Below are 25,471 nucleotides of genomic sequence, written 5' to 3' on the forward strand. Positions count from 1 at the left end.
CATGCACACTCTCTATATTGTCGCGACCCCCATCGGGAACATGGAAGACATCACCTACCGCGCCGTGCGGATCCTCAAGGAAGTCCCGCTCGTGCTCGCCGAGGACACGCGACACACGCGCATCCTGTTCGACAACTACGGGATAAGCACCCCGATGGAAGCCTACCACGACTTCAACAAGGAGAAGGTGACCCCGAAGTACGTGGAATTTCTGAAAAACGAGGGCGATATCGCGCTCGTGAGCGACGCGGGAACGCCGGGCGTCGCCGACCCCGCATTCAATCTGGTGCGGCAGTGCGTACGTGAAGGCATCGACGTGCGTGCGGTTCCAGGGCCCTGCGCGATGATTACCGCGCTTGTTTCGAGCGGCATGCCCACAGACCACTTCACGTTCCAGTACTTTTCGCCCAAGAAGAGCGCCCAGCGCATCCACCTGCTCGAAAAGCTGAAGGACGAAGAGGCGACGCAGATTTTTTACGCGAGCCCGCACAATATCGACAAGTTCGTCGAGGAAATCGGCCAGGTTTTCGGCGAAATCAAGATTGCGTTGATGCGCGAGCTCACCAAGAAGTTCGAAGAGCACCTCATCGGCACGCCGGCCGAGATTACGGCGCACTTCAAGGCGCACCCGCCCAAGGGCGAATTCGTGCTGATATTCAACCCGAAGGACAAGAGCGGACTGTAGGTTAGACGATAGATGGCAGATTTTTTGAACCAATTGAAATTGCGGGTTAGCTCGCTCCCGAAAATTTACTGGATTTATTTTGCAGCTCTTTTTGTAGCGGAACTTGTCGCGTTCGCGCTCCGGCCCAACGAACCGGGGTTATACTCGAACCCCGTGCACTTCGCGCCGCTCGCCATCGCGCTCGGATTCCTCTTTACGCGCGAGGCCCGCAAGAACTTCCGCCGCCACATATACACCTACGGCATATTGCAGTTCGTTTTCCTCGCCCTCGACTACACCCTCGGGGACAATGCCGGCACAGGACATGCGGGCCTGTACCAGATAGCGACCCTCGCCCTCCCGCTGTTTATCTTCTGGCTCGTGCTTTTCGCCCGCTGGAACGTGGCCCGCATCCGCGAGTTCGATTCCCGCAGGGCGCTTCTCCTAAGCGGCATCGCCTGGGGGCTTTTCGCATTCGCCTTCCCGCCTCTCCCGCTCGGGCCCGCCGCCCTCCTGCTTCTCGTGCCCTGGTTCATCGTGCTTGACCGCTACAACAGGAACACCGCAATATTCGCGACGTTCTGGTCGGGAATGATTTACAACACGGTGAACTACTACTGGATTTACAACGTGATGAACGTGGATTCCGCGCCCTCCGGCCTAATCTGCCTCGGTGTGTTCCTGCTCATCGCATTCTTCAGCGCGTACAGCGTGTTCGCCGCGTTCATCTACACGCTCGCAAAGAACATCAAGTTCGGTGGCCGCGCCTGGCTACTCGCGCTCTACCCCATATTCTACGCGGGTCTCGAGATGACGCGCACACGCGGGGATTTCGCCTTCCCGTGGAGCCACCTCGGGTACGTTTTCGGCAACACGCTCGAATCCCTGCAGGCGCTCTCCGTCATCGGCATCTTCGGGTACACGGCCCTCATCATCGCGTCGAACATGATGGTCGCGAAGGCCATCGAAAGCCCGTGGAAAATGCCCGCAGGCGGCAACCGCACAAAATTCGTTCTCGCAAAGCTCCCGCTGGCCGTGCCCGCGCTGGTATACGCCGCCCTCCTGGTTCACGGGAACGTGGTGCTCAGCAAGCCCGAGGCGCAGCCCTTCTACGGCGCAGAAGCCCCCGAAACGCCCCTGATGGCGATGATCCAGCCGAGCATCGAGCAGGGAGAAAAATGGAGCAAGGCTCGGTTCGATTCCATTACCGCAAAGACATTTGGCATGGTGAACGACAGCGTGCAGAAGGGAACAAACCTCATCATCCTCGCCGAGACCGCCGTCCCCGACCATATCCGCAGGCAGCCCGCGACCATCAGGGAACTCCACAAGCTCGCGGAACGCCACAAGGCAAGCATTCTCACGGGTGCACTCGACTTCCACCGTAACGAGCCGGACAATCCGCGCAAATACGACATCTACAACGCGTCATTCCTGTTCACTCCCGACAATTTCCATTCGTACCAACGCTACATCAAGAAGCACCTGGTGCCATTCAGCGAACGCATTCCCTTCGACGACATCTTCCCCATCCTCAACTACGTGGACCTGGGCGAAGGCGATTTCGTTCCCGGCAAAGAGACTCCCGTATACGAACCATACAAGTGGACGCCCTTCATCTGCTACGACGCCATCTTCGGCGACCTCGTGCGCGAGGCAATCAACGCGGGTTCACGCCTGATGGTGAACATTACGAATGACGGCTGGTTCGGCAGGAGCACCGCTCCCTACCAGCACCTGAACCTCGTGCGTTACCGCGCCATCGAGAACGGCATGCCCACCGCAAGGCTTGCGAACAGCGGCGTCACGGCGTTTATCGACCAGTACGGGCATTACGACAAGAACACCGAAATCTTTACCGACCGCGTAGTCTCGCGCAAGATGCAGCTCAAAACCCGCGACACGCCCTACCAGCACTACGGCGACAGCGTAGAGACCGCCCTCCTGTGGTTCTTCGCCATCTATGTGCTGGCATGCTTCGGCATTGCCACCATCAACAGACGCCCCGCACCCGCTTGCAAAGCAGCGTAAAATCTATGCACAAATGAGCAATTTTTTGCTATATTTGGCGCGATGGATTTTGGAACACGCGTAAATACCTGGTGGAGCCGCAAGTGGCTCGACACGCTCCTGGAATCGGCCGACGAGCAGGCCGTGAAGCAGGGGCTAAAGTTCATGGAACGCGGGCAGGTAACGAGCATCGACATCATCGACAACCGCGTGATTTCCGTAGTGAAGGGCCCGAACGGCGGGCTCCACAACAACTACATCGTGTTCCCGAAGTTCAAGGACGAGAAGGCCGATGTGTTCATGAACCTGCTGATGCAGCAGCCCGCCGAAATGCTCGCACTCAAGAACGGGGCAATGAACCTGCCGCTCGAACTTCTGCTCGCAAAGAGCGGGCTCACGCTTTTCGACAGCATCGCCGACGTGAAGATGGGCTGCGACTGCCGCGACCCCGTGCCCTGCAAGTACATCGTGGCGACTTTCGTGAAGATTGCCGAGCAGGCCGATTCGAGCCCCAACCTGCTGTTCAAGCTGCACGGGCTCGACCTGGAAGCCTACCGCGAGCACCACACGCTGGAAGCGAACCTCGAAGCCCCGCAGGAACAGAAAATCGTGCGCGCCCTGGGCGGCAAGAGCAAGATTTTCGAACAGGCGGTAGACAACCGGCTCGACTTCGCCGAGGATTCCAGCGACAGCCTGTTTGCAGGCTCGCAGGGTTCCGTTACCCACACGCCCCGGCAGATACTGCCGCAATTCGATTTCGATTCCTGGAAGGACTACTCGCGCATACTGCCCGCCATGCTGCCGAACTACCCCAAGTTCTGCCCCGCCGGGAACTTCCGCAAGAGCTTTACCGACGAGCTGGAAGGCTGCCGCAAATTCTTCGCAAACTACGAGAACTTCGACCAGTTCCTGGAGCACTACCGCGTAAACAACTCCAAGACGTTTATCGCCGAGAACGAGGCCCTGCGCATCTACCACAAGAACGGCTGGCGCTGGCATTTCGACCACCTGAACGAAGGAGGGAACGTCATCGAGACAGGCCTCAGCGTGCCCCAGGTGATGGGAGCCGTGAGCTGGCTCGGGGGCCGCAACCTCTCCTGGCACCACTACACGGCATGCTACCTGTTCTTGCTACTGAAGGTGGCGTTCCACCTGGTACGCACGGGCGCCATATACCCGCAGGTCTTCTGGACGCACAAGGATGTCGCGCAGGTGCGCTGGCTCCCCGCCGAAATGCTGCCCGATATCCTCGGGATTGTCGCGGACCTCGAGGCGGCCGCCCCGCAAAAGTTCGCATTTACCGCCCGCGAAGAGGATTTCGTGGAAATGGCGGAACCCGCGGAACAGGTGCTCTCGCTGTTTATTTCGCAGCTGCTGCGGTTCGCGCACACGTACAAGCCCGCGCTCAAGACAAACCACGGGAACCTGCTATCGTTCTTCTTCACGTGCGTCTCGGGCAGGCTTGCGGGCAACATGCTCTCCGTACCGGCGGGCATCCAGAAGTGGTTTTCCGTCTATTCGAGCCTAGACTTCCGCACGCAACTGCTATTCAAGTGCTACGAGAGCGGCGAGCAGGTCGCACTCGAAGTTTTCGTTATCAATACGGACAAACTCTCACCCCTTTCTACTTTATTCGAAGAGAACGACGCGCGCCTGCTCTCGATTTTGAACATCCTGAACGGCATCGCGGATTCTTTCAAGCCGATGGGCTCCTACATCGAGAACCGTGCGGCCTCCCCCATCATGATGCAGGGAGCCGTACTGCTCCAGTTTTTACAGGATTGCCTCAAGAAGCTCGAAATTTTCGGCATCAAGACCGAAATTCCGAAGAACCTGATGAACGTGGGCAAGCCCAAGCCCAAGATTCGCCTGCAAGGGAGCATGAGTTTTGGCGCGTTTACCGCGAACGACCTGCTCGATTTTGACTGGGAAGTGGCGATTGGCGACGAGAACGTGTCGGCGGAAGAATTCCTGGAACTTGCCGAAAACGCGGATGGGCTTCTGAAATACAAGTCGCAGTATGTAGAGGTGAGCGCCGAGGACCTGCAACGCATCCGCGAGCAGATTGAAGGCCGCGCGAAAGGCGCGAAAGGCCCCGATGCGGGTGCGGAAGGCTCTGCGGGTAAGGACAGCGCGGGTTCCGCCGCAGGTACGGAAGGCGCGAACGGCGAAAGCGCGGACGACGAACCAGTCATCACGCAGGCGAAACTCGTGCAGGCGTGCTTCACCGGAGAATGCGACGGCATCCCGGTCGACATGGCGGGCGAATTCAAGCAGCAGTTCGATTCCTGGCGCAGCGAAACCGAAGTCGCCCTCCCCAAGCACCTGAACGCGACCATGCGCCCCTACCAGGTGCGTGGCTACTCGTGGATGTACAAGAACCTCGAAATCGGTTTCGGCTGCATCCTCGCCGACGACATGGGCCTCGGAAAGACCCTCCAGGTCATCGCGTTCCTCCTCAAGATGCACGAAGAAGGCAAGCTCGCCGAAAAGAAGGCGCTCGTGGTGATGCCCGCGGGCCTGCTGTGCAACTGGCAGGTCGAAATCAAGAAATTCGCGCCAGAACTCACGTTCTTCGCCTACCACGGCGGAAGCCGCGACCTCGAGAAGTTCCACGCCGATGTGCTGCTCACGACCTACGCCACCTTCCGCAAGGACTTCGACGAACTGAACGAACGCCCGTGGCAGGTCATCGTCATCGACGAGGCGCAGAACATCAAGAATGCGGACAGCGAGCAGAGCAGGCTGTTGCGCCGGATGCGCGCCCCCATGAAAATCGCGATGAGCGGCACCCCCGTCGAGAACCGCCTCATGGAATTCTGGACCATCATGGACTTCGCAAACCGCGGGTTCTTCCCGAGCGCCGCCGAATTCCGCGAAAAGTTCGAGACGCCCATCCAGAAAATGGGCAACGAGAAGGTGGCGGAAACGTTCCGGAAGATTACAGCACCCTTCATGCTGCGCCGCCTCAAGACCGACAAGAGCATCATCAGCGACCTGCCCGACAAGATTATCCAGGACGAATACGCCGAACTCACCAAGCCGCAGGCGGCGCTGTACCAGAAGACGCTCGAGCACTTTATGCAGGAACTCGAGATGGAGCAGGCGCTGAGCGAGAAGGCGAACGACGCGCACGCGCTATTCAAGCGCAAGGGAATCATATTGCAGATGATTCTCGCCCTCAAGCAAATATGCAACCACCCCGCGACATTCCTGAAGGGAGCCGCAGCCGCATCGCAAGAGAAGGTTGCTGAACCCGCCGAAGCGACGCCGGCCCTTTCCTCCGGCAAAATGCAGATGCTCCTCGACCTGCTCACCTCCATCCAGGAACAAGGCGAAAAGACGCTCATCTTCACGCAGTTCGCCGAAATGGGATTCCTGCTCGAAAAGACCATCACCGAGGAACTCGGGCTCCGCACGCACTTCTACCACGGCGGCTGCACGCAGACGCAGCGCTCCTCCATGATCGAGGACTTCCAGAAGAACCCCGAATGCAAGGTGCTCATCCTCTCGCTCAAGGCGGGCGGAACGGGCCTCAACCTCACCGCCGCATCGCAGGTCATCCATTACGATTTGTGGTGGAACCCCGCCATCGAAGCGCAGGCCACCGACCGCGCCTTCCGTATCGGGCAGACGCGCAACGTGCAGGTCCACAGGTTCATCACCAAGGGAACGTTCGAAGAAAAAATCAACGCGCTTCTCGAGACAAAGAAATCCATCGCGAACATGACCGTAAGTGCAGGCGAAACCTGGCTCGCCGACATGGACGACAAGCAGCTCGGCGAAGTCTTCGGCCTCGACAACACGCTCGTCTAGCAAGCCTTCAGCACTTAACGCAAAAGGCCGCCGAGGGCGACCCTTTTTAATCATTTCATTTTACGCTTTTGAGAAGCCATCCTTCGTATTTTTTCTTCAATTGAGCTTGCCCTCGGTCACTTAAAAAGTTAATAGAAGATGTTTTTTGCATCCATGAACAAAGACTTCTTTCGCAAAGAAAATGTACATGTCATCTTCTCCTCTGAGTTCTTCATTGCCTGGAAAATACTCAAATCTATCTTTTAATGTACCATACTTTTTGCTTTTACCCTTCCACACGAACAAGGAAATTCTTGGTCCATTTTTTGTCGGTTCCTTTTTCGTCACAATTCTCACTTTATTTTCAATATTATTTAATCTTTCCATTTGCTCCGGCGATAGATTCTCATATACACCGCAAACACCCGACCAGACCTTATTTACTTCTTTGTTCTTGGAGTACATAAAATAATTGTCATCCGCCGGAAGCTTGTAAATCACAAGATCATCATCTAAAGAAAAAGAGTTGTCAAAATGACTAAAGTAATATCTCAAGAACAGCTCAAAAGTCATATAAAAGTCTTCATTATACGAGCACTGCTTGCACCGATTTATCATCGCTCTGTCAAGGGTTGATTGACTAGAACTGATTTCGCTAAATACCGGATCTACTTTTTCTGTTTCCTCGCTTTTCTCACAGCCCAGGAAAACAAGCAATAGTAAAAAGCAGCATTTTATTTTCATGTTGAACCCCACCTCTCCAATCATAGGAAATTTTAGGCGGCTCGGACTTGCTTTCTATTCGGCCCAGTGGTTTCCGTTGTAGTTCTTGGCGGTGTCGGCGTCCATGCCGATTTGGCGCACGAGGTCTTCCATGCTGGCAAATTTCTGTTCGGGGCGCAGGTAGGCCATCAGGTCGAGCACCAGGTGCTGCCCGTAGATATCCTCGCTAAAGTCGAGAAGGTAGGCTTCGATGGCCATCTGGTGGGGCCCGGGCGCAGAGGGCTGCACGCCGATATTCACCACGGCGCGGCAGATGCGGCCATCCGCAAGCCTCGCGGACGCCACGTACACGCCGGATTTCGGCAGGAACTTGTACTGTTCCACCTGCAAATTCGCGGTCGGGAACCCGATGGTATGCCCGAGGCGCTTGCCCACGACTACGGTTCCGGAGAGGCGGTAGGGGCGCCCGAGGTATGTCTGCGCGCGGGAAACGTCGCCGTTCAATAACGCATTGCGCACGGCGGAAGAACTCACGCGTTCGCCCTTGTGCAGCACTATGGAAAGCATCTGCGTGCTGAGTTCCGGGAACGCGGCGGTAATTGTCTCGTAGTTGCCCTTGCCGCCCGCGCCAAAGCAGTGGTCGTGCCCGAAGAACATGGAGCACACGCCGCGCTTCTCAATGAGTTCCTTACGGACAAATTCATCGAACGGGAGTTTCGCGACTTCGGGCGTAAACGGCAGCACCAGAAAATCGAGCCCGAGGCTCTCGATGAACTCGCGCTTTTCTTCGGTGGTGGTGAGGAGCAGCGGGTCGCCGGGGCCGCGCAACACGTAGTTGGAATGGGGTTCGAAGGTGATGACGGTCGGAGTCCAGCCGTTCACTTCGGCGACGGCCTTCAGGGTGCGGAAAAGCGCCTGGTGCCCCAGGTGGCACCCGTCAAAATTACCCATCGTCACGGCTCTTTTCTGTTTCTCGTTCACCGGCATTTGTTCCCTACCTTGTCATTCCCGCGAAGGCGGGAATCTTCCTTACTCATCTTCCCCTAAATATATCTTCGGGCAGATGCGGCCCGGTTCGTAGCGGCACACGCTCAGCACATTGCCATTCGCATCGGCGGCGAACACGAGCCTTTCGCAATCGTCACCGCGGCCCTGCTGCCTTTCGGCGCCTTCCACAGATTCATGCCATGGGACCCAATTGCCCTTGCGGATAACCGCCATCTGGTCATCATCAAGTTTCACGACCGGGAAGTCGAGCACCTGCTCCACGGACTTGAGGTGTTCGCGCGTCAGGTCTTCCCCGCGCACGGCGGATTCCACGGAGACCTTCCCGATGCAGTGGCGGCGAATCTGCGAGACGCACCCGCAGGTCCCGAGAGCGCGGGCAATGTCGCGCCCGAGCGCACGCACGTAGGTACCCTTGCTGCACACGCACTCGATATCGAACGTCGCAAATTCCTTGCCGGAGCAGCCTTCGGTTAAGCCACCCTCGCCCACGACCCTGAGCGATTCGATGTGGATGCGGCGCGGCTTCATCTCGAAATCCTTCCCGCGCTCGGCCCAGTCGCTCGCGCGGCGGCCGTCAATCTTCACCGCGCAATAGCGGGGCGGAACCTGGTCTATGTCGCCCGTGAACTGCGGAAGAATTGCTTCAAGGGCGGCACGGCTCACCGTCAACGCGGCCCCTTGCTCCACGACGTCCCCATCCCATTCGAGGGTGTCGGTCTCGTAGCCCAGATGCAGGCGGAACGTGTAGCACTTGTCCTTCGCCTCCACATAAGGCAACAGGCGCGTCGCACGCCCGGTGGCAGCGATAATCAGGCCCGATGCCCGCAAGTCGAGCGTCCCGGCATGCCCCACGCGCTTAGTACAAAAGACCCTTTTCAACGGGAAAAGGGCCTTGAACGATGTTTCGCCGGCAGCTTTGTCCAGCAGGATGAATCCCGAAGGAGCCAACTAGAGTTCCCCTTTCTGCTTCAGCTCGGCGAGGATTTCCTCGATGTGCATCGCATGTTCCAGGTTCTCGTCCAGCACGAACTTCAGTTCGGGAATCTTGCGTATCTTGAGCGACTTGCCCAGCACGCCGCGGATAAAGCCCGCGGAATTGTTGAGGCCTATCAGGGAATCGGTCTTTTCCTTGTCGGTACCCATGACGGACACGAGAATCTTCGCATAGCTCAGGTCCTCGGTAATCGTCACGCGGGTAATGCTCGCAAGGCTGCTCACGCGAGGATCCTTCAAGCCTTTCTGCAAAAGCTTTCCGATTTCCTCGCGGAACTGTTCGCCCAGTCTGTCTGTTCTGCGGCTCATTAGGCGTCCTTTTCCTCGGCAGCCTTCTTGGCCTTCTCTTCGGCTTCTTCGCGGGCGACGTCTTCAAGCGTACGTGCAACCTTGACTTCCTTGAAGAAGATGAGGCTGTCGCCTTCCTTGATATCGTCGTAGCCCTTGAGGCCGATACCGCACTCGAAGCCACGAGCGACAGACTTGACGTCGTCCTTCATGCGCTTGAGCGACTGGACCACGGTCGTACCGAGTTCCACGCCGTTGCGGTACACGCGAACGTGAGAGGTGCGGTCCACTTCGCCGTCGGTAACCATACAGCCGGCGATAAGGCCGATCTTCGGAATCTTGAACACCTGGCGGATTTCGGCTTCGCCCGAAAGTTCCTCGCGCATAATCGGCTTGAGGAGGCCTTCCACGGCGTTCTTGATATCCTCGATGCAGTCGTAAATCACGCGGTAGTTGCGGATTTCGATGCCTTCCTTCTGCGCCATCTCGCGGATAGAGAGCGAGGGCATCAGGTGGAACGAGACGATAATGGCAGACGCGGTCGTTGCAAGCAGGATATCGGATTCCGTAATGGTACCCACACCCTTGCGGATGATGTTGACGCGCACTTCCCTGTTGGTAAGCTTTTCGAGGGATGCGGCAAGAGCTTCGGCAGAACCACCCACGTCGGCCTTGACGATGAGGTTGAGTTCGGAGAGCTTGCCTTCCTTCTTGTCGTTGAAGGAGTTCTCGAGAGAAACAGTCTTGCGGGCGCGCAGGTCGCGTTCGCGAGCGGCCATGCGGCGCTTGCTCGCGATCTCACGTGCCGTCTTTTCGTCGTCGACCACGATGAGGTCGTCACCGGCCTGCGGCGTACCGTCGAAGCCGAGCACCTGGCACGGGCTGGAAGGCGGCACGGCCTTGAGCTGCTCGCCACGTTCGTTGAACATGGCGCGCACGCGACCGGCGTAAATACCACACACGAACGGGTCACCCACATGGAGCGTACCGTTCTGCACGAGGATTGTAGCCATGGAGCCCTTGCCCACGTCGAGCTTGGATTCCACCACGGCACCGCGGGCGTGAGCGTCCGGGTTCGCCTTGAGTTCCTGAACTTCGGCTTCGAGCGCGAGCGTTTCGAGGAGCTGGTCCATGCCCTGACCCGTACGGGCAGAGACTTCCACACAGCTCGTGGTACCGCCCCACTGTTCCACTTCCACGCCGCGTTCGGCGAGCTGGGCGCGGATCTTGTCGGGGTTCGCCGTCGGAAGGTCAATCTTCGTGATGGCGACAACCATCGGAACCTTCTCGCGCTTTGCAAGTTCAATACATTCAACCGTCTGGGGCATCACCATGGAGTCGGCAGCCACGACGAGCACGATCACGTCGGTCACCTGGGAACCGCGGGCACGCATGGCGCTGAACGCCTCGTGACCCGGAGTATCGAGGAAGGTCACCTTGCCCTGGGCCGTCGTTACTTCGTATGCACCGATGTGCTGGGTAATGCCACCCGATTCGCCAGAAACCACGTGGGTCTTGCGGATCCAGTCGAGGAGAGAAGTCTTACCATGGTCCACGTGGCCCATCACGGTCACCACCGGATGGCGCGGCTTCAGGTTTTCCTGAGATTCCTCTTCCACGCCGAGAGCTTCCTCTTCGTATTCCTCCATGAGCTGGGCCTCGTAGCCAAACTCGTCGGCAAGAATCTGGATGGTCTCGAAATCGAGGCGGGCGTTGATGGTCACCATCATGCCCATCTCCATGCACTTCGCAATCACGCGGGCGGGCATCTGGTCCATAAGGCCGGCGAGTTCGCCCACGGTAATGAAGTCGGAGGTCTTGAGAATCTTCTTCTCTTCGCCGGAACCGTTGTCGTTGTGTTCCTTGCGATAAACTTTCTTGACAGGCTTCTTGGAAAGGTCGGCCATCACGCGCGAGACGTTCTGGCGTACCATTTCCTGCTGCTGTTCTTTCTGCTGTTCCTGGCGGTCACGGCTGTTGCCACGGCGGTTCTTGTCGTTGCCGTGACGGCCATTCTGGCCCTTGCCCTGAGCGTTGCCGCCCTTGCCGGCATTCTGCGCGCCCATCCCGGATGCGCTCGCGTTGAACGCCTCCTGCATGGAGCCGCTGGAGAACCCGCCGTTACGGCCGGTGTAGCCGCCGCGGGAGGAACTTGCATTCTGGCCGCCTTGGCGACCACGGTTGTCGTTGTTGCCGCGTGGGCCGAACGAACCGGTGTACCCCTGGGCATTGCCCTGCGGGCGTCCGCCAGGACGGCGGTTGCCACCCGGGCCGCGGCCACCCTGCTGTTGCTGCTGGCTCTTCGCGATACGCGCGAGGATTGCAGCATCGGGCTTGAAGACCTGGGCCTTCATCGGCGGTTGCTTGAGTTCGGTATTGGCCGTCATCATCGTAGGCGCGGCCGGTGCCGGAGCGGCAGGCTTCGGGGCGGGAGCCGCAACAGGCTTGGGATCCGTCTTGGGCGCCTCTGGCTTCGGCTCGGCCTCGGCGACAGGCGCTGCAACAGGCTTTTCGGGAGCAGCGGGTGCGGGAGTCACCGGAGCCGGCTTTTCGGGAGCCTTCTCTACGGGCTTTGCGACGACGGGTTCTGCAGCAGGAGCCGCATCCGGCTTCGGAGCGGGAGCCGCGGGCTTTTCGACCGCAGGCTTTTCTGCAGCGGGTTTCGAAGGCTTCGGCACAGCGGGTTTCGCGACCTTCGCAGCAGAATCCTTCTTGACTGCAGCCTTCTTGAGGCTTACCTTCACGCCGTTTTTCGTCGTCGATGTCGTCGTCGACTTCTTCTCGGCAGGGGCTGCGTCAGACTCCGAAGAAGACGCCTTCTTCAAGTTCTTCGCACGGGAGTCCTGCTTCTGCTTTTCGGCAGCGGCGGCCTCTTCAATCTTCTCGAAATCGGCGGCATCCACCTTGGACACATGGGTACGAACGGTGACTCCCGCATCACGCAGGAGCTTCATGACCACGTCTACCTTGAGTCCGTGCTTGTTCGCCCAATCGATCGGTTTAATTTGTTCTTCAATACTCATCAATTAGCCTGTTTATAAAACCCTTTTCCTGAGATGCGACTACTCGTTCTCCTGAGCTTCCGCCACAGCCTCTTCCTGAGGTTCGGCAGCAGCGTTCTCCTGCTTGGCGGCATCGCCAAAGAGAGCATCGGCCTTGCGGGCGGCGGCACGGCGCAGTTCCTGCGGGCGCGGAGCGAGCACGAGAGCCTTAGCCTCGTCGTCCTTCTCGGACCATTCCTTCTCGCCGAACACGTCGAGGTCACGTTCCACAAGCTGGGAAGCGAGCTTCACGTTCTGGCCGTTCTTGCCGATAGCCTGCGCGAGATTGTCGTCATTGATGACCACCACCACACGGCGCGTGCCCGGGACTTCGGAAAGCTTCACTACATTCGCCGGAGCGAGGGCACGGGTAATGAACACGTCCATGTTCGGATTCCAGTGCACGATGTCGATGCGTTCGTTACCGAGTTCGCGGACAATCGTCTGCACGCGAGCACCCTTCATGCCGACGCATGCGCCGACCGGGTCGATCTTCTCGTCGCGGGAGTATACGGCAATCTTTGCACGGTACCCCGGTTCGCGGGCGACACCCTTGATTTCGACGGAGCCATCGTAAATTTCCGGGACTTCCTGGCGGAAGAGTTCCTTGAGGAAGTCGCCACTTGCGCGGGAAAGAACGACCTGTGCGCCGTTCTTCGCGGAATCTTCAACGCGGGCGATGACAGCCTTCACGGACTGGCCCTGCACGAGGCGTTCGTGACCAATCTGTTCGCGGGGAGGAATCATGGCCTCGGTCTGCTTGCCCAAGGAAACAATCACGTTGCGGCCTTCGAGGCGGAGCACTTCGCCGCTGATCATCGTGCCGATGCGGCCGCGGTAGGTGTCCGTAATCTTCTGACGTTCGGCATCGCGGATTTGCTGGGTCAGGAGCTGCTTGGCGGTCTGGATGGCCTGGCGACCGAAGGAGGTGGTCGGAACTTCCATTTCGAGGAAGTCACCCGGCTGGGCATCTTCGTTATATTCCTGGGCCTCGGCTACAAGCATGTAGCCTTCGTCCATCTCCTCGACTTCCTCGGCGGTCATGTTCGGGTCGTAGTCCGGATAGTCGTCCACAACTTCAACGCGGAGGAACACGTGAATTTCGTTCGTTTCCTTGTCGATGTCGACTTCAATCTTCTTGTCGATATGCAGGTACTTGCGCGCAGCAGAAATCAACGCCTGCTTGAGGGCTCCCTCGATGACGGAGTCGTCCATGTTCTTGGCATCCATCACTTCCTTGAGCACTTCAACCAAATTGACCTTGGGTTCTTTAATTTTAGCCATTCTAGACCTTCCTATTATATTTGTACATCCACTTTCGCCACAAGCACCTCGGAGCGCGGCACGACGATATCGCCGGCATTTCCCTTGAGGGTGAGCGTCAAACTTTCTTCATCGCAAGCCTTGAGCTTGCCTGTCACGGGCTTTCCGGTGCTGCGGGTCACCCGCAAAAAACGACCGATGTTGCGTGTAAAATCAGCGACCGACTTGAGGGGGCGGTCCAACCCGGGAGACGACACTTCGAGCGTGTAGGCCCCCTCAATAATCTCAGGGTCAAGGTCCAGGGCGTCAGAAAGGTGACGGCTCACGTTCGAGCAGTCGTCAATCGAGACCCCTTCGGGTTTGTCTATGTAAAGGCGCAGCGTCTTGCGCTTCCCGGCACGGAACATGTCCTGTTCCACTAGTGTCACGCCTGCAGCCTCGCAAGCCTCGGCGATAAGCGTATCCAGTTTCTGGTTAACCAAATAGACCTCGTATAATAAACGGCGTTCGTATACGGCCCCGAAATCTGCTCATTTAAGCCGAAAACGGGTCCACGAACGTCAAGACGCACCAAATAGAGAAAAATTTTTTGCCTTAGGCAACCCAAAGAATCAAAAACAAGCGGCAAACGGGGCTATTAACGGGCCAGCACGAACTTCTCGATAACCTCGGTGATTCCCGAATGGTTGTTGTCGTTTACCGTCACGTAGTCGGCAATGTCTTTAGCCACCCGCGAGGCGTTTGCCATCGCGACACCTGTACCCGCCGCCTCTATCATCGGGCAATCGTTTTCCTCGTCGCCCACCGCAATCGTATCTTCGATGCCCACCTTGTAGAAGTCGGCCATGAACTTCACCGCAGCTCCCTTGTTGCTCTGCATATGCGAGAACTCGAGCATTTCGGGCTTGCTGAACACGTCAAAGAGCTTGCCCTCGGTAGTCTTGCGCATCTCGGTGCGGAAATCCACGAGGCCAGAATGCTCGAAGGGCGTAATGATGTTCACCTTGATGGGGGGCTTCACCACGACATTCACAAACTTGCCGTAATACTCGCGAATGTCATTTACAACAACGTAATCCATCTTCATCAGGCGGCAATACGTCTTGAGCTGTTCCGTCTCGTATTCCGAAACAACCAGGTCGCCCGAGTAGGTGTGTGCGTGCATCCCGCGGGCGTGAGCGGCATCCATGATGGCCTTGACTTCGTCAACGGGAATGTACCGCGTGAGAATCGGCTTCTTTTCGCCGCAATCGTAAATGAGCCCGCCGTTGAAACTCACGAGAAAAAATCCCGGCTCCAGGAACCCGTACTGCTCCGCCAGTTGCTTGACGCTCGTGAGCGGCCTGCCTGTAGTCATCACGAACTTGTGTCCCGCATCGATCATCGCGCGGATAGAGCGCATGTCGGTTTCCGAAATGCGCTTGTCGTCGGTCAGGAGCGTGCCGTCAAGGTCTGTGAACAGGATTTTCATCGAGGACAAATATAGAATTAGTCCTTCACGCAACGGACAGAATAAGCGCAGTACTCAAGGACGTGAGGCAGCTCTGCATAGTCGTTGTCGTAGTACAAACTCATTTGGTACGCATTTCTGCTATCGTACGCAGTAGAACTCCAGAAAAACGCGTAGTAGCGCTCACTGTAATACCCAGAGCCACCCCTGCCAGCAGGCAGCGCCGAGAACCCAAAATCATCCGTGCCATTGCCATTGCTAAACCACCCAGACGTTGACTTGAGTTTTGTTCCAGCAGTGGAAGAATCGCCGACTGCAGTGCACAAAGTTTTCCACTCTATTTTGCTGGGTAGATGCCAACCTGTGGGGCAAACGCCACGCACGGGATAAGTCGGCGAGCACCTCTTGTCATATCCGCACCCCTTGCCGTTCGTACTCCATATACCAGCACTATCCATGGCGTCACTCCATAAATAAAGGCGACCGTACTTGGCGCAGTTGCTGGTGTAATCGTTGTAGCATTGGCTATTCGACGTTTCGTAGTTCAGGTTCTCCGCCATCCATACTTGGTCACCAATTTTCACAGTCCTGTAAGTTTGGCCGTCACGTTCGTCCTTAAAGCAGTTCTCGTCTATTTCAACATTACACTGATCCCTTTTATCTTCAGGATCAGACGACTTCGCAGAACTGCTGTTCGTCATGACGGACAGAGCCTGCTCTGAACTTGATGAATGAAATTCGCCATCTCCCCTATTGCTACTAGATTCAGCACTGCTACTGGACACGTTTGTCTCGCCATCGCTCGACTGCAATATAATACTAGACGAAGATTTCGCCAAACTGCTGGACATAACAGAAGAAGACGAATCGCCGGAAGGCTTCGTCGCGAAATCGCTGTCATCGTCGCTACAGGCGACAAGCATCGCCGCACAAAGAAACGCAATGGATCCTATCAGTCGCCTGCGGCTCCTTCCAGGATGACACCATAAATTTGTCATATATCCTCCTTTTATATTTCAAAAATATAATAAAGAGGAATTTAGAGTCAAGAGCAATCAGAAAAACATATCTCCAAAGCGGACGATGACTCCGGCGAAAACGACGCTCACCATGGTCATGAGCTTGATGAGGATGTTGAGCGAGGGGCCCGCGGTATCCTTGAACGGGTCGCCCACGGTATCGCCCACTACGGCAGCCTTGTGCGTATCGGAGCCCTTGCCACCATAGTTGCCCTTCTCGACAAACTTCTTCGCGTTATCCCAGGCACCACCCGAGTTGTTAAGCATGGTGGCAAGCGCAAACCCGCTCGCAAGCCCGCCGGCCAACAGCCCGAACACGCCCGCTACACCCATGAATAGGCCCACCAGCACGGGCACGATCACCGCAAGGATAGACGGCACGATCATCTCGTGCTGGGCTCCCGTCGTCGAGATATCCACGCAGCGCGCGTAGTTCGGCTCGGCGGTGCCCTCCATGATTCCCGGAATCTCGCGGAACTGGCGGCGAACCTCTTCCACCATAGCACTTGCAGCACGCCCCACCGCCTTGATGGTGAGCGCACAGAACACGAACGTCATCATCGCGCCGATAAACAGGCCGCCGAGCAGCATGGGATTCATCAGGTTCAGGTTGTATATCTGCATGAAGTCCGCGTAATTTACCTTGCTCGCGACCATACCGAGCAGGTCGCCGTTCTCAGTAATCGCACGCGTGCCACCATCCAGGAACTTGACGCCCGCGACACCCGAGAGCGCGTTCGCAAGCTCGTTCGCGCCGTTCGCAAACGCGACGGAGCCCACCTTCCACACGCCTTCCGCAGAGGTCGCGAGGTGCCCAAGCCAAATCTTCACTTCTTCCACATACGAGGCGAGCAAAGCCATCGCGGTAAGGGCGGCAGAACCAATCGCGAATCCCTTGCCCGTCGCGGCGGTAGTGTTCCCGAGCATATCGAGTTCGTCGGTACGGGCACGCACTTCGGGGTCGAGGCCCGCCATCTCGGCGTTACCGCCCGCATTGTCGGCAATCGGCCCGAAGGCATCGGTCGCAAGCGTAATGCCGAGCGTGCTGAGCATACCCACCGCAGCAAAGCCCACGCCATAGAGGCCCATCGCCATGTTGTCAAATCCGCCGGAGCAGCCAAACGAGAAGATGATACCCACCACAATCGTCACCACCGGAAGCCCCGTGGAGAACATGCCCACGGAAATGCCGTCGATAATCGTGGTCGCGGCCCCGAGTTTTGCCTGGCCCGCAATGCCACGCGTGGGCTTGTACGCATCGGAGGTGTAGTACTCGGTAAACTGCCCGATAAGGATTCCCGCGGCAAGGCCCGAAAGCACGGAGCCGAATATGCCCATCGATATGAAGTCGAACTTCACGAGCACGAGGAGCGCCACGAGGATAAGCACCGAGGAGCCAAGCGTCCCCGTAAGGAGCGAACGTAACAGCGACTTCGTGTCGGCGGTTTCCTTCGTGCGCACCGCAAAAATCCCCACGAGGGAAAGGACAATCCCGATTGCCGCCACCACCATCGGGGCAATTACGAGCTTCATGCCGCCCATCGGGAGGGCCGCCCCGAGGGCAGCCGTCGAGAGTATGGACCCGCAGTAAGATTCGTAGAGGTCGGCGCCCATCCCGGCGACATCCCCCACGTTGTCACCGACGTTATCCGCAATGGTCGCCGGGTTGCGCGGGTCATCCTCGGGGATGCCCGCCTCGACCTTGCCCACAAGGTCGGCGCCGACATCGGCCGCCTTCGTGTAAATGCCTCCACCCACGCGGGCGAACAGCGCCTGCAGGGATGCACCCATCCCGAAGGTAAGCATGGTCGTGGTGATTTCCACCATCTTCGCGTGCGCCCATTCGGCGTTATTCACCATATCGGTGCTCCAGGCCCCGAGCGAGAGCTTTGCGGCCACATCGGCACCGAAGTTCCACACGTTGTGGTCGTAAATGTAGTTGAGCGCAAAGAACCAGGCCGAAATATCGAGCAGGCCAAAACCAACGACCACGAGCCCCATCACAGCCCCGCTACGGAACGCGATGACAAGCCCGCGGTTCAAACTGCTGATGGCACCGTTCGCCGTGCGGGAACTCGCGTACGTCGCCGTCTTCATGCCCAAAAAGCCACAAAGCCCGCTGAAGAAGCCGCCCGTAAGGAAGGCCACCGGCACGAACGGGTTCTGGATGCCCATGACGGCCAGCACCACGAACACCACGAAAAGTACGGCAAACACGATAGAGACCGTCTTGTACTGTCGCCGGAGGTAGGCAAATGCACCCACGCGCACAAAATGCGCAATCGCCTTCATTTTCTTATTGCCGTCGGGTTGCCGTTTCATGAAGCGGTAGAAGAAGAACGCCATGGCGAGCGCCACCAGCGCTGCGACCGGAACCAAATACCAATAGCATGGAATAGTAAGCATAGAGACCTCTTTTTTTACTAGACCTGGCCGGCATCCGACGACCTTATAAAGAAATCTATACCGAAAAAGCCGAAAAAGGAGTAAAATTTTTAAATTTTCCCTCCATGTTGGAAAACCTCAATTTCCATTTCGCGTTTTACGACTGGCTGCTCGTGTTCATGGTGACCGCTTTAGGCGTTTTCAGCGCCTACACCAAGGACCCCCAGCTCAAGGCCGTCGCCGCCACCATCCCCATCCCCTGCGGTTTCGCCTACATCGCCGTCGGTCTCCCGATGGGGGCAGCTAACGCCATTTCGGGGTTCATGTGCCTCCTGTACGTGCATATCGTGCGGATCATGCACTACAAGGTCAAAATCCCGATTATTCCCTCCATCGTGATCGGTCTTGCCTGCTTTGTCGCCCTCGGGACCTTCCTCATGCCCATCGTCCCCGACACCGAGGCAATGTTCCTCGGGGCGTGCGCATTTGATTTCACCGTAGGCGTAATCCTCTTCCAAAAACAGAAATACAAGTCCGGCGTACGCTACAAGACGCCCCTCCCCGTCTACATCAAGGCCCCGGCCATCGCGGGCGTAGTCGCCGGGCTCATGGTCATCAAGAGGCTCATGGGCGGGTTCTGCACGAGTTTCCCGATGATGAACTCCATCGTGAGCTACGAAAGCCGCTTTTCGCTGGGCGACCAGTGCAGGCAGCTCCCGCTATTCCTCATCGCGGGCCCCTTCATGTTCATTGAGATGCGCTACCTGGAAATTTTCCTGCACCTGAACCACTGGATTGTGCTCCTGTGCGGCTACATCCTGTTCGCCTTCATCTACTGGCCGCTGAACAAGGAACTCAAGCGCAGGAATGCCGTTAACTACAACAATCCGGCCCCGAAAGATCCGTAAAAAAACACAACGGCAAAAAAATTATTAGATATTTTCCGTCATGGATAGTCTGGAACTAAAGGTCATCGCGCGAATCGAAAGCGACTTTCCCGAAAAATTCGGGATTCCGAGGCAGAGCGGGATAGTTCCCGCGCTGCGTTCCACGATCCGTTTCGAACCAGAATTCCGCAACGCCGATGCCCTGCGTGGACTTGACGGATTCAGCCACCTGTGGCTCCTCTGGATTTTCTCGGAGAACGTGCGCGACACCTGGAAACCGACCGTACGGCCGCCCAGACTCGGAGGCAACACTCGGCTCGGGGTATTCGCGACCCGCAGCAGTTTCCGCCCCAACCCCATCGCAATGAGTTGCGTGAAAATCGAGGAAATCCGGCTAGAAGGTTGCGACGGGCCCGAAATTGTCGTGAGCGGCGCAGACCTCATGGACGGCACCCCCATCGTGGATATCAAGCCCTACCTGCCGTACGCGGACGCCATCTCCGATGCGAAGGGAGGTTTCGCCACGGCAGTCGCCGAAGACAAGCTCCCCGTGGTCGTTCCCGCGGAACTCGCAGGCGCTCTTCCTGCAGAAAAAATGGACGCCCTCAGGGAAGTCCTCGCGCAAGACCCGCGCCCGCATTACCAAGACGACCCCGAACGCATTTACGGATTCCCGTTCGCAGGCAAGGAAATCAAGTTCAAGGTCAACGAAAAAGGCCTAAGCGTAGTTTCCATCGCCTAGGCCTCATCACCACCCCTGGTTGCTTCTCCAACCTAACCCCAAAGAGGTGATTTTTACTTAATCTTCAACTTCTGCACCGAGCGAACAGCGCCCACCTCAACAGAAACGATGTAGTTTCCAGACGGAAGCATCGCGGAATCGAACCCGAGCATGCCACCGGCATAGCTGCTGCCAAAGTCAAGGACCTCGTTTCCAAGCAAGCTGTAGACCTTCGCGACAATGCGGTTCGCGGACGCCATGACCGGGACGGACACGCGGTTATCCTTCACGACTACCTTTCCGATGATTCCGGACTGAGCCTGTTGCAAATCAATGGCATCCGTCGCAGAAGATTTCGGCCAAGACCAATTGTGATGGCTGGAACTGGACGCCGCGCTCGACGAACTTTCGGCCTGCTGGCTGCTGCTTGACTTCGCCTCGGAACTGCTCGATGCAGCTACGGTCGCAGGCTTGACCTTGTCGCCCAGGACCTCGATCATCTTCTCGGCGTAGCGCTTACCGAAGTCGCGGTATTCCTGTGCGGTAAAGTGCACGTTCTGGCCATCGCCCAGAGCCTGGTTGAACCCTTCGGAAGAGACTACGTAGAAGTTCTTGGACTGCTGCGGGAGCTTCGCGATGTTGTTGTTCGCGCCGGCACTCACACCGCTGCGCAGCACTTCGCCCGCAAGGAACGGGATGTCGTCGCCGAGGCCCAAGTCCTTGATGATGTTGCTGTAGACCCTCTTGACATTGGAGGACCACTGGCCGTCACCGGCATCCGTTTCGCCCTGGTGGAAGATGATGCCCTTGATGACACCGACTTCCTGCGCCTTCTTGGCCATCTCGATCAAGCGGCCATAGGGATTTCCGCCGTATTCATTAATGCGTTGAATCATCCAACTCTGGCTCTGCTGCGAACTGACATAACTTTTATAGTTGTCCTTGTCGAACAGCTTGATGCTGCAACCTGCAACAGCGACCACAATGACGCCCACCTTGATCTGGGAATCGGTCTTTTCGACCATCGTGCGGCCGAAGTAGTCCGTGGGGCCAAGCTTCGCGCCCTGGCAATGGGCCAGCGGCGGAACGGCAGTAGACCATTTGCCTTTGGTCTTCCCGGAGCAAGAGCCATTGTCGGCCGCCCAGAGAACCTGGAATCGGTCGTCGACAGACTTGTCCTGTTGCCCGATATCGCCCTGGCCTTCCATGTTGGACTGGCCGAAAGCGAGATAGATGTGGAAATTCGGGTCCGGCGCTGCATATACAGCCGAAGCAACGCACGCTGCGAGTGCAATTTTCTTTAGATTCATTTTATACTCCATAACACAGACAGGTAACCAGCCCGTCACCATGTAAAATAAATCATAAACGCTGGATAATCGCGCCTAGAATCCAGATTCCGTTGTATAAAAAAGCAACACCGGCCCCTTTTTAAGGCTCAATAACATCAAAAAAAGATATGTCGACTAGCTAGTTGCAAAAGTTTTATATATATTCCCTAAAAACACTATCCGGAGAAGTTCTATGAAAAAAATTTTCCTGACCGCCCTTGCCGCAGCAAGCCTCTCGCTCCTTTCTGCCTGTGGAGACGACCCCGAACCGACCATGGTCGAAAAGTGCGCCAACGGTCTGAGCAAGGACTGCCTCGTCGGCACCTGGAACCTCCAGGCCATCAAGACACTCGACCTGAGCAGCGTCCACATCGACTTCGGTACAACACCGAGCACGATCGAGTTTACCAAGGACGGCAAGTTCACCTTCACCTGCACCTCCAACACGTCCGAATCCGAAATGGCGGGCCGCGGATGTGCTGGGCAGAGTTCGTTCGGAACGTGGGAAATCGCAGGCGCGAACCTGAACATCAAAATCGACATTTCCCGTTGCGGCGAACCCGTCGAAGGAAACTACACGGTCACGCCGACCATCAACGACACCTACATGGACTTTCACGGACTCCTGTTCCATGTGAACGACATGACGGACCCGCTCACCAACAAGAACGCGACGGAATACTACATCCGCGCGGCAAACTAACGGCGCCAGCGGTTCTTCTCGTAATCGCGAATTACATCCAGGGCACGCTCGAAGAGGGCGCGCCTTTTTTGCGGGATACCCTCTGTATTTTCTATCCGCCGCAAGAACGCCCCGACCGTTTCTCCGGGCTTGCGGACAAGCCCGAGCCTAACAAGTGCTTTTTCCGCAGAATCGAGCCCCTTGACCCAGTGCTGCACGGACTGCGCGTATCCCGCATTTGACTTGCGGCGACGGAGCCCCCGCACGAACCTGAAAGCAACAACCGCAAGCGCGATGCACCCGAGAACCACATAGAGAGCGGCACCCGAAAGGATATTCTGCACGGCATCCTGCCAGGAATTCAAGGCAAGCCTCCATTCCCCATCGCGCAACACGTGGAAAACGCGGGCCGCACGCGCACGCACCCATTCAAACTTCATGTCTAACCAGGAGGGGCTTTCCATCTTCACCACAAAGAGCGGTGGAGTCGGGTCGAATGTCGTCCAGAACGCCATGTTGCGCATCTCTACCCACGCATGCGAGGAATTCCGGCGGAATATTGCATACGGGCGCCCCGGTTCGACTTCCGGGCGGGCAAAACCCGTCACATAACGAGCCTTGATTCCAGCACGGCGCAACAGGAGCACAGACAACGTTGCATAATACTCGCAATAGCCGGAGCGGGTCGCCCAGAAGACCCGAAGCGGGTCTGCCTTCGCGCCCAGCTTGGCGGCAGCCTCCTTGGAATCGTCGACCTTCAAGGAATACGCAAAATGATTCAAGAAATAAGAACGGATAGCGTCGGAATATCTAGAAGGTTTCATTATAGCCGGTTTCTCGGGTATCGTATCGAGTCCCATTTCCATCGCGACTGTATCAAGGAAGCCAACGAGGGGCGCAAAGACCTGCAGGTAGGAACTGTCCGGCGTATCGTTACCATATGTACCCGCAACAAACGGCCCCGTGGAGCCGCTCGGCAACGGCATATAGTAGAACCAGTCACCACGGCGAGTTTCACCCTGCTTGAATATATTCGACCTGAAATATTCCACGGAATCCGCATTCTTCATAGCAACCGCAACGGCATCGTAAGGGGCGAAAATAAATCCGAAATTGTCGAGTGTAGACTGCACCCACACCGGGCGCGTACTATCGGCAGACGACACGGAATCGCGGGTCTCGAACACGGCGTAATCCACCTTGTAGCGCGAAGCGTAGAGCATGCGGTCGTGGTGTGCCGGAAGTTTCCAGATGCCACCCACGTATTTTTCGTACACGGCTGCGCGCATATACTTCGGAGCGAGAGTATCCCACACGCGCAATACGACCTCGCGGTTGTACTTGCCTGCAAAGTTGGATTCGAACGACCCGAGCTTTACCACAGGGTCAAAGCCCATCAGGTTGCGTTTCTCATAGTAGTTCGCCATGCGCTCGGCGCTGTAGCTGCGGTGATGACGCCAGTACTGGAATCCCGCATACGAGATGGCGGAGAAGCCCGCCAAAAGGAGCAGAAACAGCGCATGTTTCCACCACTTGACTCGGGGCCTGGCGTAGGCATGGACAAGGATCAGGAGCGCCACAAGGACCGCCGCAGCTCCGTTTCCATACCCCTGATAGCAGCTCAACAGCATCGCCGCCACGCCATTGAAGAGGATAAAGACATCGTGTCCGCCATTGCCTAGACTTCGCATCTGCAACAAAGCAAGCGACAAGAGATAATATGCGGGAATATACACCAGCCATGGAGAAATTCCATATTCCGCCTGCGGGCTAAGCACCCACCAGATGGCAAAGGGAACAATCAGCCCGTAGGCTATCGACTTGCGGTACACAGGATTGCGCGAGGCATCGTTGCGGAAAAACACCACCATGAAAGCCGCAAAGAAAATAAAGCCCAGCCAAACCAACCCCGAAGAGAATCCCAGGTTGATGCTAGTCATGCCAAGGAGAAGCAACTTCGCCCATTCGCGCAGGGTGAATTTTTTCATAGCGCCACCCCCTCCGCATCAAGCCTATCCAAGTCGACAAACAGCGCGTCTTCCGCACATTCCTTCGCAGCCGACGAGGCTACAACAACCTGCTTATGGACAAGCGGGTTTGATTCCACCTCAAGCCCCAGCCGAAGCACTGGTCCCATCGGGCGGGCCGCGGGCGACCAGACTTTACCTGCAGGCGATCTTGCAGACGAGCCGCGAACCCACCTTTCGAATACTTCCGCACGCGGGATGCGCGCCAAGGCCTCCAGGCAAGCGTCGAAGCGGCTGTCCGCATTCAGCGCAATCTCGCTGTCGCAAATGAAGAGCCTACCGAGGATTCCACGCTCGCACAGCCAATGGCAAACGCCGGCCGCTAGCCGGATCAAGGGTTCCACGCGGTACTTTTCCTGTATCGAGCGCGCGGCGACATCAACGACAAGCACGACACCCGCACCGCGTTCCACCTCGAATTCCTTGGTGAAAGGGCGACCGTAGCGTGCGAACGCCTTGTGGTGCAAATCGCGCAGGGAATCGCCTTCGCGGTATTCGCGCACGCCCACAAAGTCGAGTCCGCGTCCGAAATCCGGCATGAGGAGCGGGGCGAACGCCTGGCCGTTCTTCCCCATCGTGAGATAGGCAAACGAACGCAACGCAATCTCGCGCGGGTACACGAGAAGTTCGGCTTCCCCGCAGACAAAGGGCCAGCAGAGCATTCCCCTGATCTCGGGAACGACAAGCGACACGCGCGGAATCACGAAGGCCCCGCGGCGCGACGTAGCTATATCGCAACGCAGCGTGTGGTCGCTCCCGGGCGCGCATAGCGTCGCGGGCCCGGATTCCTTGCAGACAAGCGAAGTATCTATCCGTTCGCAAGAAAGCGTCGCGTAGTCAAGAGGACTCAGGGCGCGGAACTGGAGCTCGACATGCGCGACATTCCCTTCCACCGCATTCACGACGCGGATACCGCGGCCTTCGATACGGGTCTTGCGCGCCGTCATGAAAAGCGACGGGACAAGCGTCAGCATGAAGAGGAAGCAGACTCCCGAGAAAACCCACGGCAGCCAGAAATTCGCGACAAAGCCCACCACCAGCGAAAACAGGAACAGGCTCGCACAGGCGCGGCCCGCATAGGTGAAGCGTTCGCGCCACAGGTAATAGAGCCGCATCAGGATTCCGGCACGGCGCGGAGTCCTGGGGATAGAATCCAGAAACCACTTGAAAAACGACTGCCTCAA

At 57.3% G+C, this 25,471-nt stretch carries 19 protein-coding genes; 6 read left to right on the plus strand and 13 right to left on the minus strand.

The genetic code is table 11. The annotated features are described in order from the left end of the window. The first annotated feature begins 1 nt into the window (after position 1). Genes rsmI through B2952_RS08400 form a run of 3 tightly spaced genes read left to right on the plus strand, consistent with a single transcriptional unit; the run spans position 2 to position 6,490 of the window. Positions 2–685, plus strand: a complete 684-nt coding sequence (gene rsmI, locus B2952_RS08390; protein WP_097036602.1) for a 16S rRNA (cytidine(1402)-2'-O)-methyltransferase — start codon at positions 2–4, stop codon at positions 683–685. A 33-nt stretch (positions 686–718) separates the two neighbouring features. After that, positions 719–2,695, plus strand: a complete 1,977-nt coding sequence (gene lnt / locus B2952_RS08395) for an apolipoprotein N-acyltransferase (protein WP_290734440.1) — start codon at positions 719–721, stop codon at positions 2,693–2,695. Between the two features lie 42 nt (positions 2,696–2,737). Then, positions 2,738–6,490, plus strand: a complete 3,753-nt coding sequence (locus tag B2952_RS08400; RefSeq protein WP_290734438.1) for an SNF2-related protein — start codon at positions 2,738–2,740, stop codon at positions 6,488–6,490. 120 nt (positions 6,491–6,610) lie between these two features. On the opposite strand, the gene B2952_RS08405 is transcribed toward B2952_RS08400, so the two are convergent. From B2952_RS08405 to B2952_RS08450, 10 genes are all read right to left on the minus strand, one after another. Further along, entirely contained in the window at positions 6,611–7,237 is a 627-nt protein-coding gene (locus tag B2952_RS08405) for a hypothetical protein (protein ID WP_290781585.1), read from the minus strand. Between the two features lie 30 nt (positions 7,238–7,267). Beyond that, positions 7,268–8,179, minus strand: coding sequence for a riboflavin biosynthesis protein RibF (ribF, locus tag B2952_RS08410; RefSeq protein WP_290734434.1), 912 nt, complete (start codon positions 8,177–8,179; stop codon positions 7,268–7,270). A gap of 42 nt (positions 8,180–8,221) precedes the next feature. After that, on the minus strand, positions 8,222–9,148 hold the full coding sequence (gene truB, locus B2952_RS08415; RefSeq protein WP_290734432.1) for a tRNA pseudouridine(55) synthase TruB: 927 nt from the start codon (positions 9,146–9,148) through the stop codon (positions 8,222–8,224). Beyond that, positions 9,149–9,502 (minus strand): 30S ribosome-binding factor RbfA, encoded by a 354-nt coding sequence (gene rbfA / locus B2952_RS08420; protein ID WP_072808365.1) that lies wholly within the window; start codon positions 9,500–9,502, stop codon positions 9,149–9,151. Beyond that, positions 9,502–12,504: a translation initiation factor IF-2 gene (gene infB, locus B2952_RS08425; RefSeq protein ID WP_290734429.1), complete on the minus strand. Its 3,003-nt coding sequence runs from the start codon at positions 12,502–12,504 to the stop codon at positions 9,502–9,504. Before infB ends, rbfA begins: the two co-directional genes overlap by 1 nt. A 39-nt stretch (positions 12,505–12,543) precedes the next feature. Beyond that, positions 12,544–13,806, minus strand: a complete 1,263-nt coding sequence (nusA, locus tag B2952_RS08430; RefSeq protein ID WP_290728850.1) for a transcription termination factor NusA — start codon at positions 13,804–13,806, stop codon at positions 12,544–12,546. A 14-nt stretch (positions 13,807–13,820) separates the two neighbouring features. Continuing rightward, complete coding sequence (gene rimP, locus B2952_RS08435) at positions 13,821–14,267, minus strand: ribosome maturation factor RimP (protein ID WP_290722995.1); 447 nt, start codon at positions 14,265–14,267, stop codon at positions 13,821–13,823. A gap of 155 nt (positions 14,268–14,422) precedes the next feature. After that, positions 14,423–15,256, minus strand: coding sequence for a Cof-type HAD-IIB family hydrolase (locus B2952_RS08440; RefSeq protein WP_290734427.1), 834 nt, complete (start codon positions 15,254–15,256; stop codon positions 14,423–14,425). 17 nt (positions 15,257–15,273) lie between these two features. Continuing rightward, positions 15,274–16,233, minus strand: coding sequence for a fibrobacter succinogenes major paralogous domain-containing protein (locus tag B2952_RS08445; protein ID WP_290734425.1), 960 nt, complete (start codon positions 16,231–16,233; stop codon positions 15,274–15,276). A gap of 57 nt (positions 16,234–16,290) precedes the next feature. Beyond that, on the minus strand, positions 16,291–18,660 hold the full coding sequence (locus B2952_RS08450) for a sodium-translocating pyrophosphatase (protein WP_290734423.1): 2,370 nt from the start codon (positions 18,658–18,660) through the stop codon (positions 16,291–16,293). Positions 18,661–18,764: 104 nt separating this feature from the next. On the opposite strand from B2952_RS08450, the gene B2952_RS08455 reads away from it, so the two are divergent. Continuing rightward, on the plus strand, positions 18,765–19,547 hold the full coding sequence (locus B2952_RS08455) for a hypothetical protein (RefSeq protein ID WP_173364872.1): 783 nt from the start codon (positions 18,765–18,767) through the stop codon (positions 19,545–19,547). Between the two features lie 40 nt (positions 19,548–19,587). Continuing rightward, positions 19,588–20,268, plus strand: coding sequence for a tRNA (N6-threonylcarbamoyladenosine(37)-N6)-methyltransferase TrmO (gene tsaA / locus B2952_RS08460; RefSeq protein WP_173364871.1), 681 nt, complete (start codon positions 19,588–19,590; stop codon positions 20,266–20,268). A 53-nt stretch (positions 20,269–20,321) separates the two neighbouring features. On the opposite strand, the gene B2952_RS08465 is transcribed toward tsaA, so the two are convergent. After that, positions 20,322–21,557, minus strand: a complete 1,236-nt coding sequence (locus B2952_RS08465; RefSeq protein WP_290734421.1) for a sialate O-acetylesterase — start codon at positions 21,555–21,557, stop codon at positions 20,322–20,324. A 214-nt stretch (positions 21,558–21,771) separates the two neighbouring features. On the opposite strand from B2952_RS08465, the gene B2952_RS08470 reads away from it, so the two are divergent. Beyond that, entirely contained in the window at positions 21,772–22,281 is a 510-nt protein-coding gene (locus B2952_RS08470) for a lipocalin family protein (protein ID WP_290734419.1), read from the plus strand. Here B2952_RS08470 and B2952_RS08475 read toward each other — a convergent pair. Both B2952_RS08475 and B2952_RS08480 read right to left on the minus strand, forming a co-directional pair. Then, positions 22,278–24,248 carry a transglutaminase-like domain-containing protein gene (locus tag B2952_RS08475; RefSeq protein ID WP_290734417.1) on the minus strand — a complete coding sequence of 657 codons (1,971 nt, stop codon included), beginning with the start codon at positions 24,246–24,248 and terminating at the stop codon, positions 22,278–22,280. The two genes, B2952_RS08470 and B2952_RS08475, sit on opposite strands and share 4 nt — an antisense overlap. Next, positions 24,245–25,471, minus strand: a complete 1,227-nt coding sequence (locus tag B2952_RS08480) for a DUF58 domain-containing protein (RefSeq protein WP_290723011.1) — start codon at positions 25,469–25,471, stop codon at positions 24,245–24,247. The genes B2952_RS08475 and B2952_RS08480 overlap by 4 nt, the downstream gene beginning before the upstream one ends.

This window comes from Fibrobacter sp. UBA7003 (assembly GCA_002449765.1).
GTDB lineage: Bacteria > Fibrobacterota > Fibrobacteria > Fibrobacterales > Fibrobacteraceae > Fibrobacter.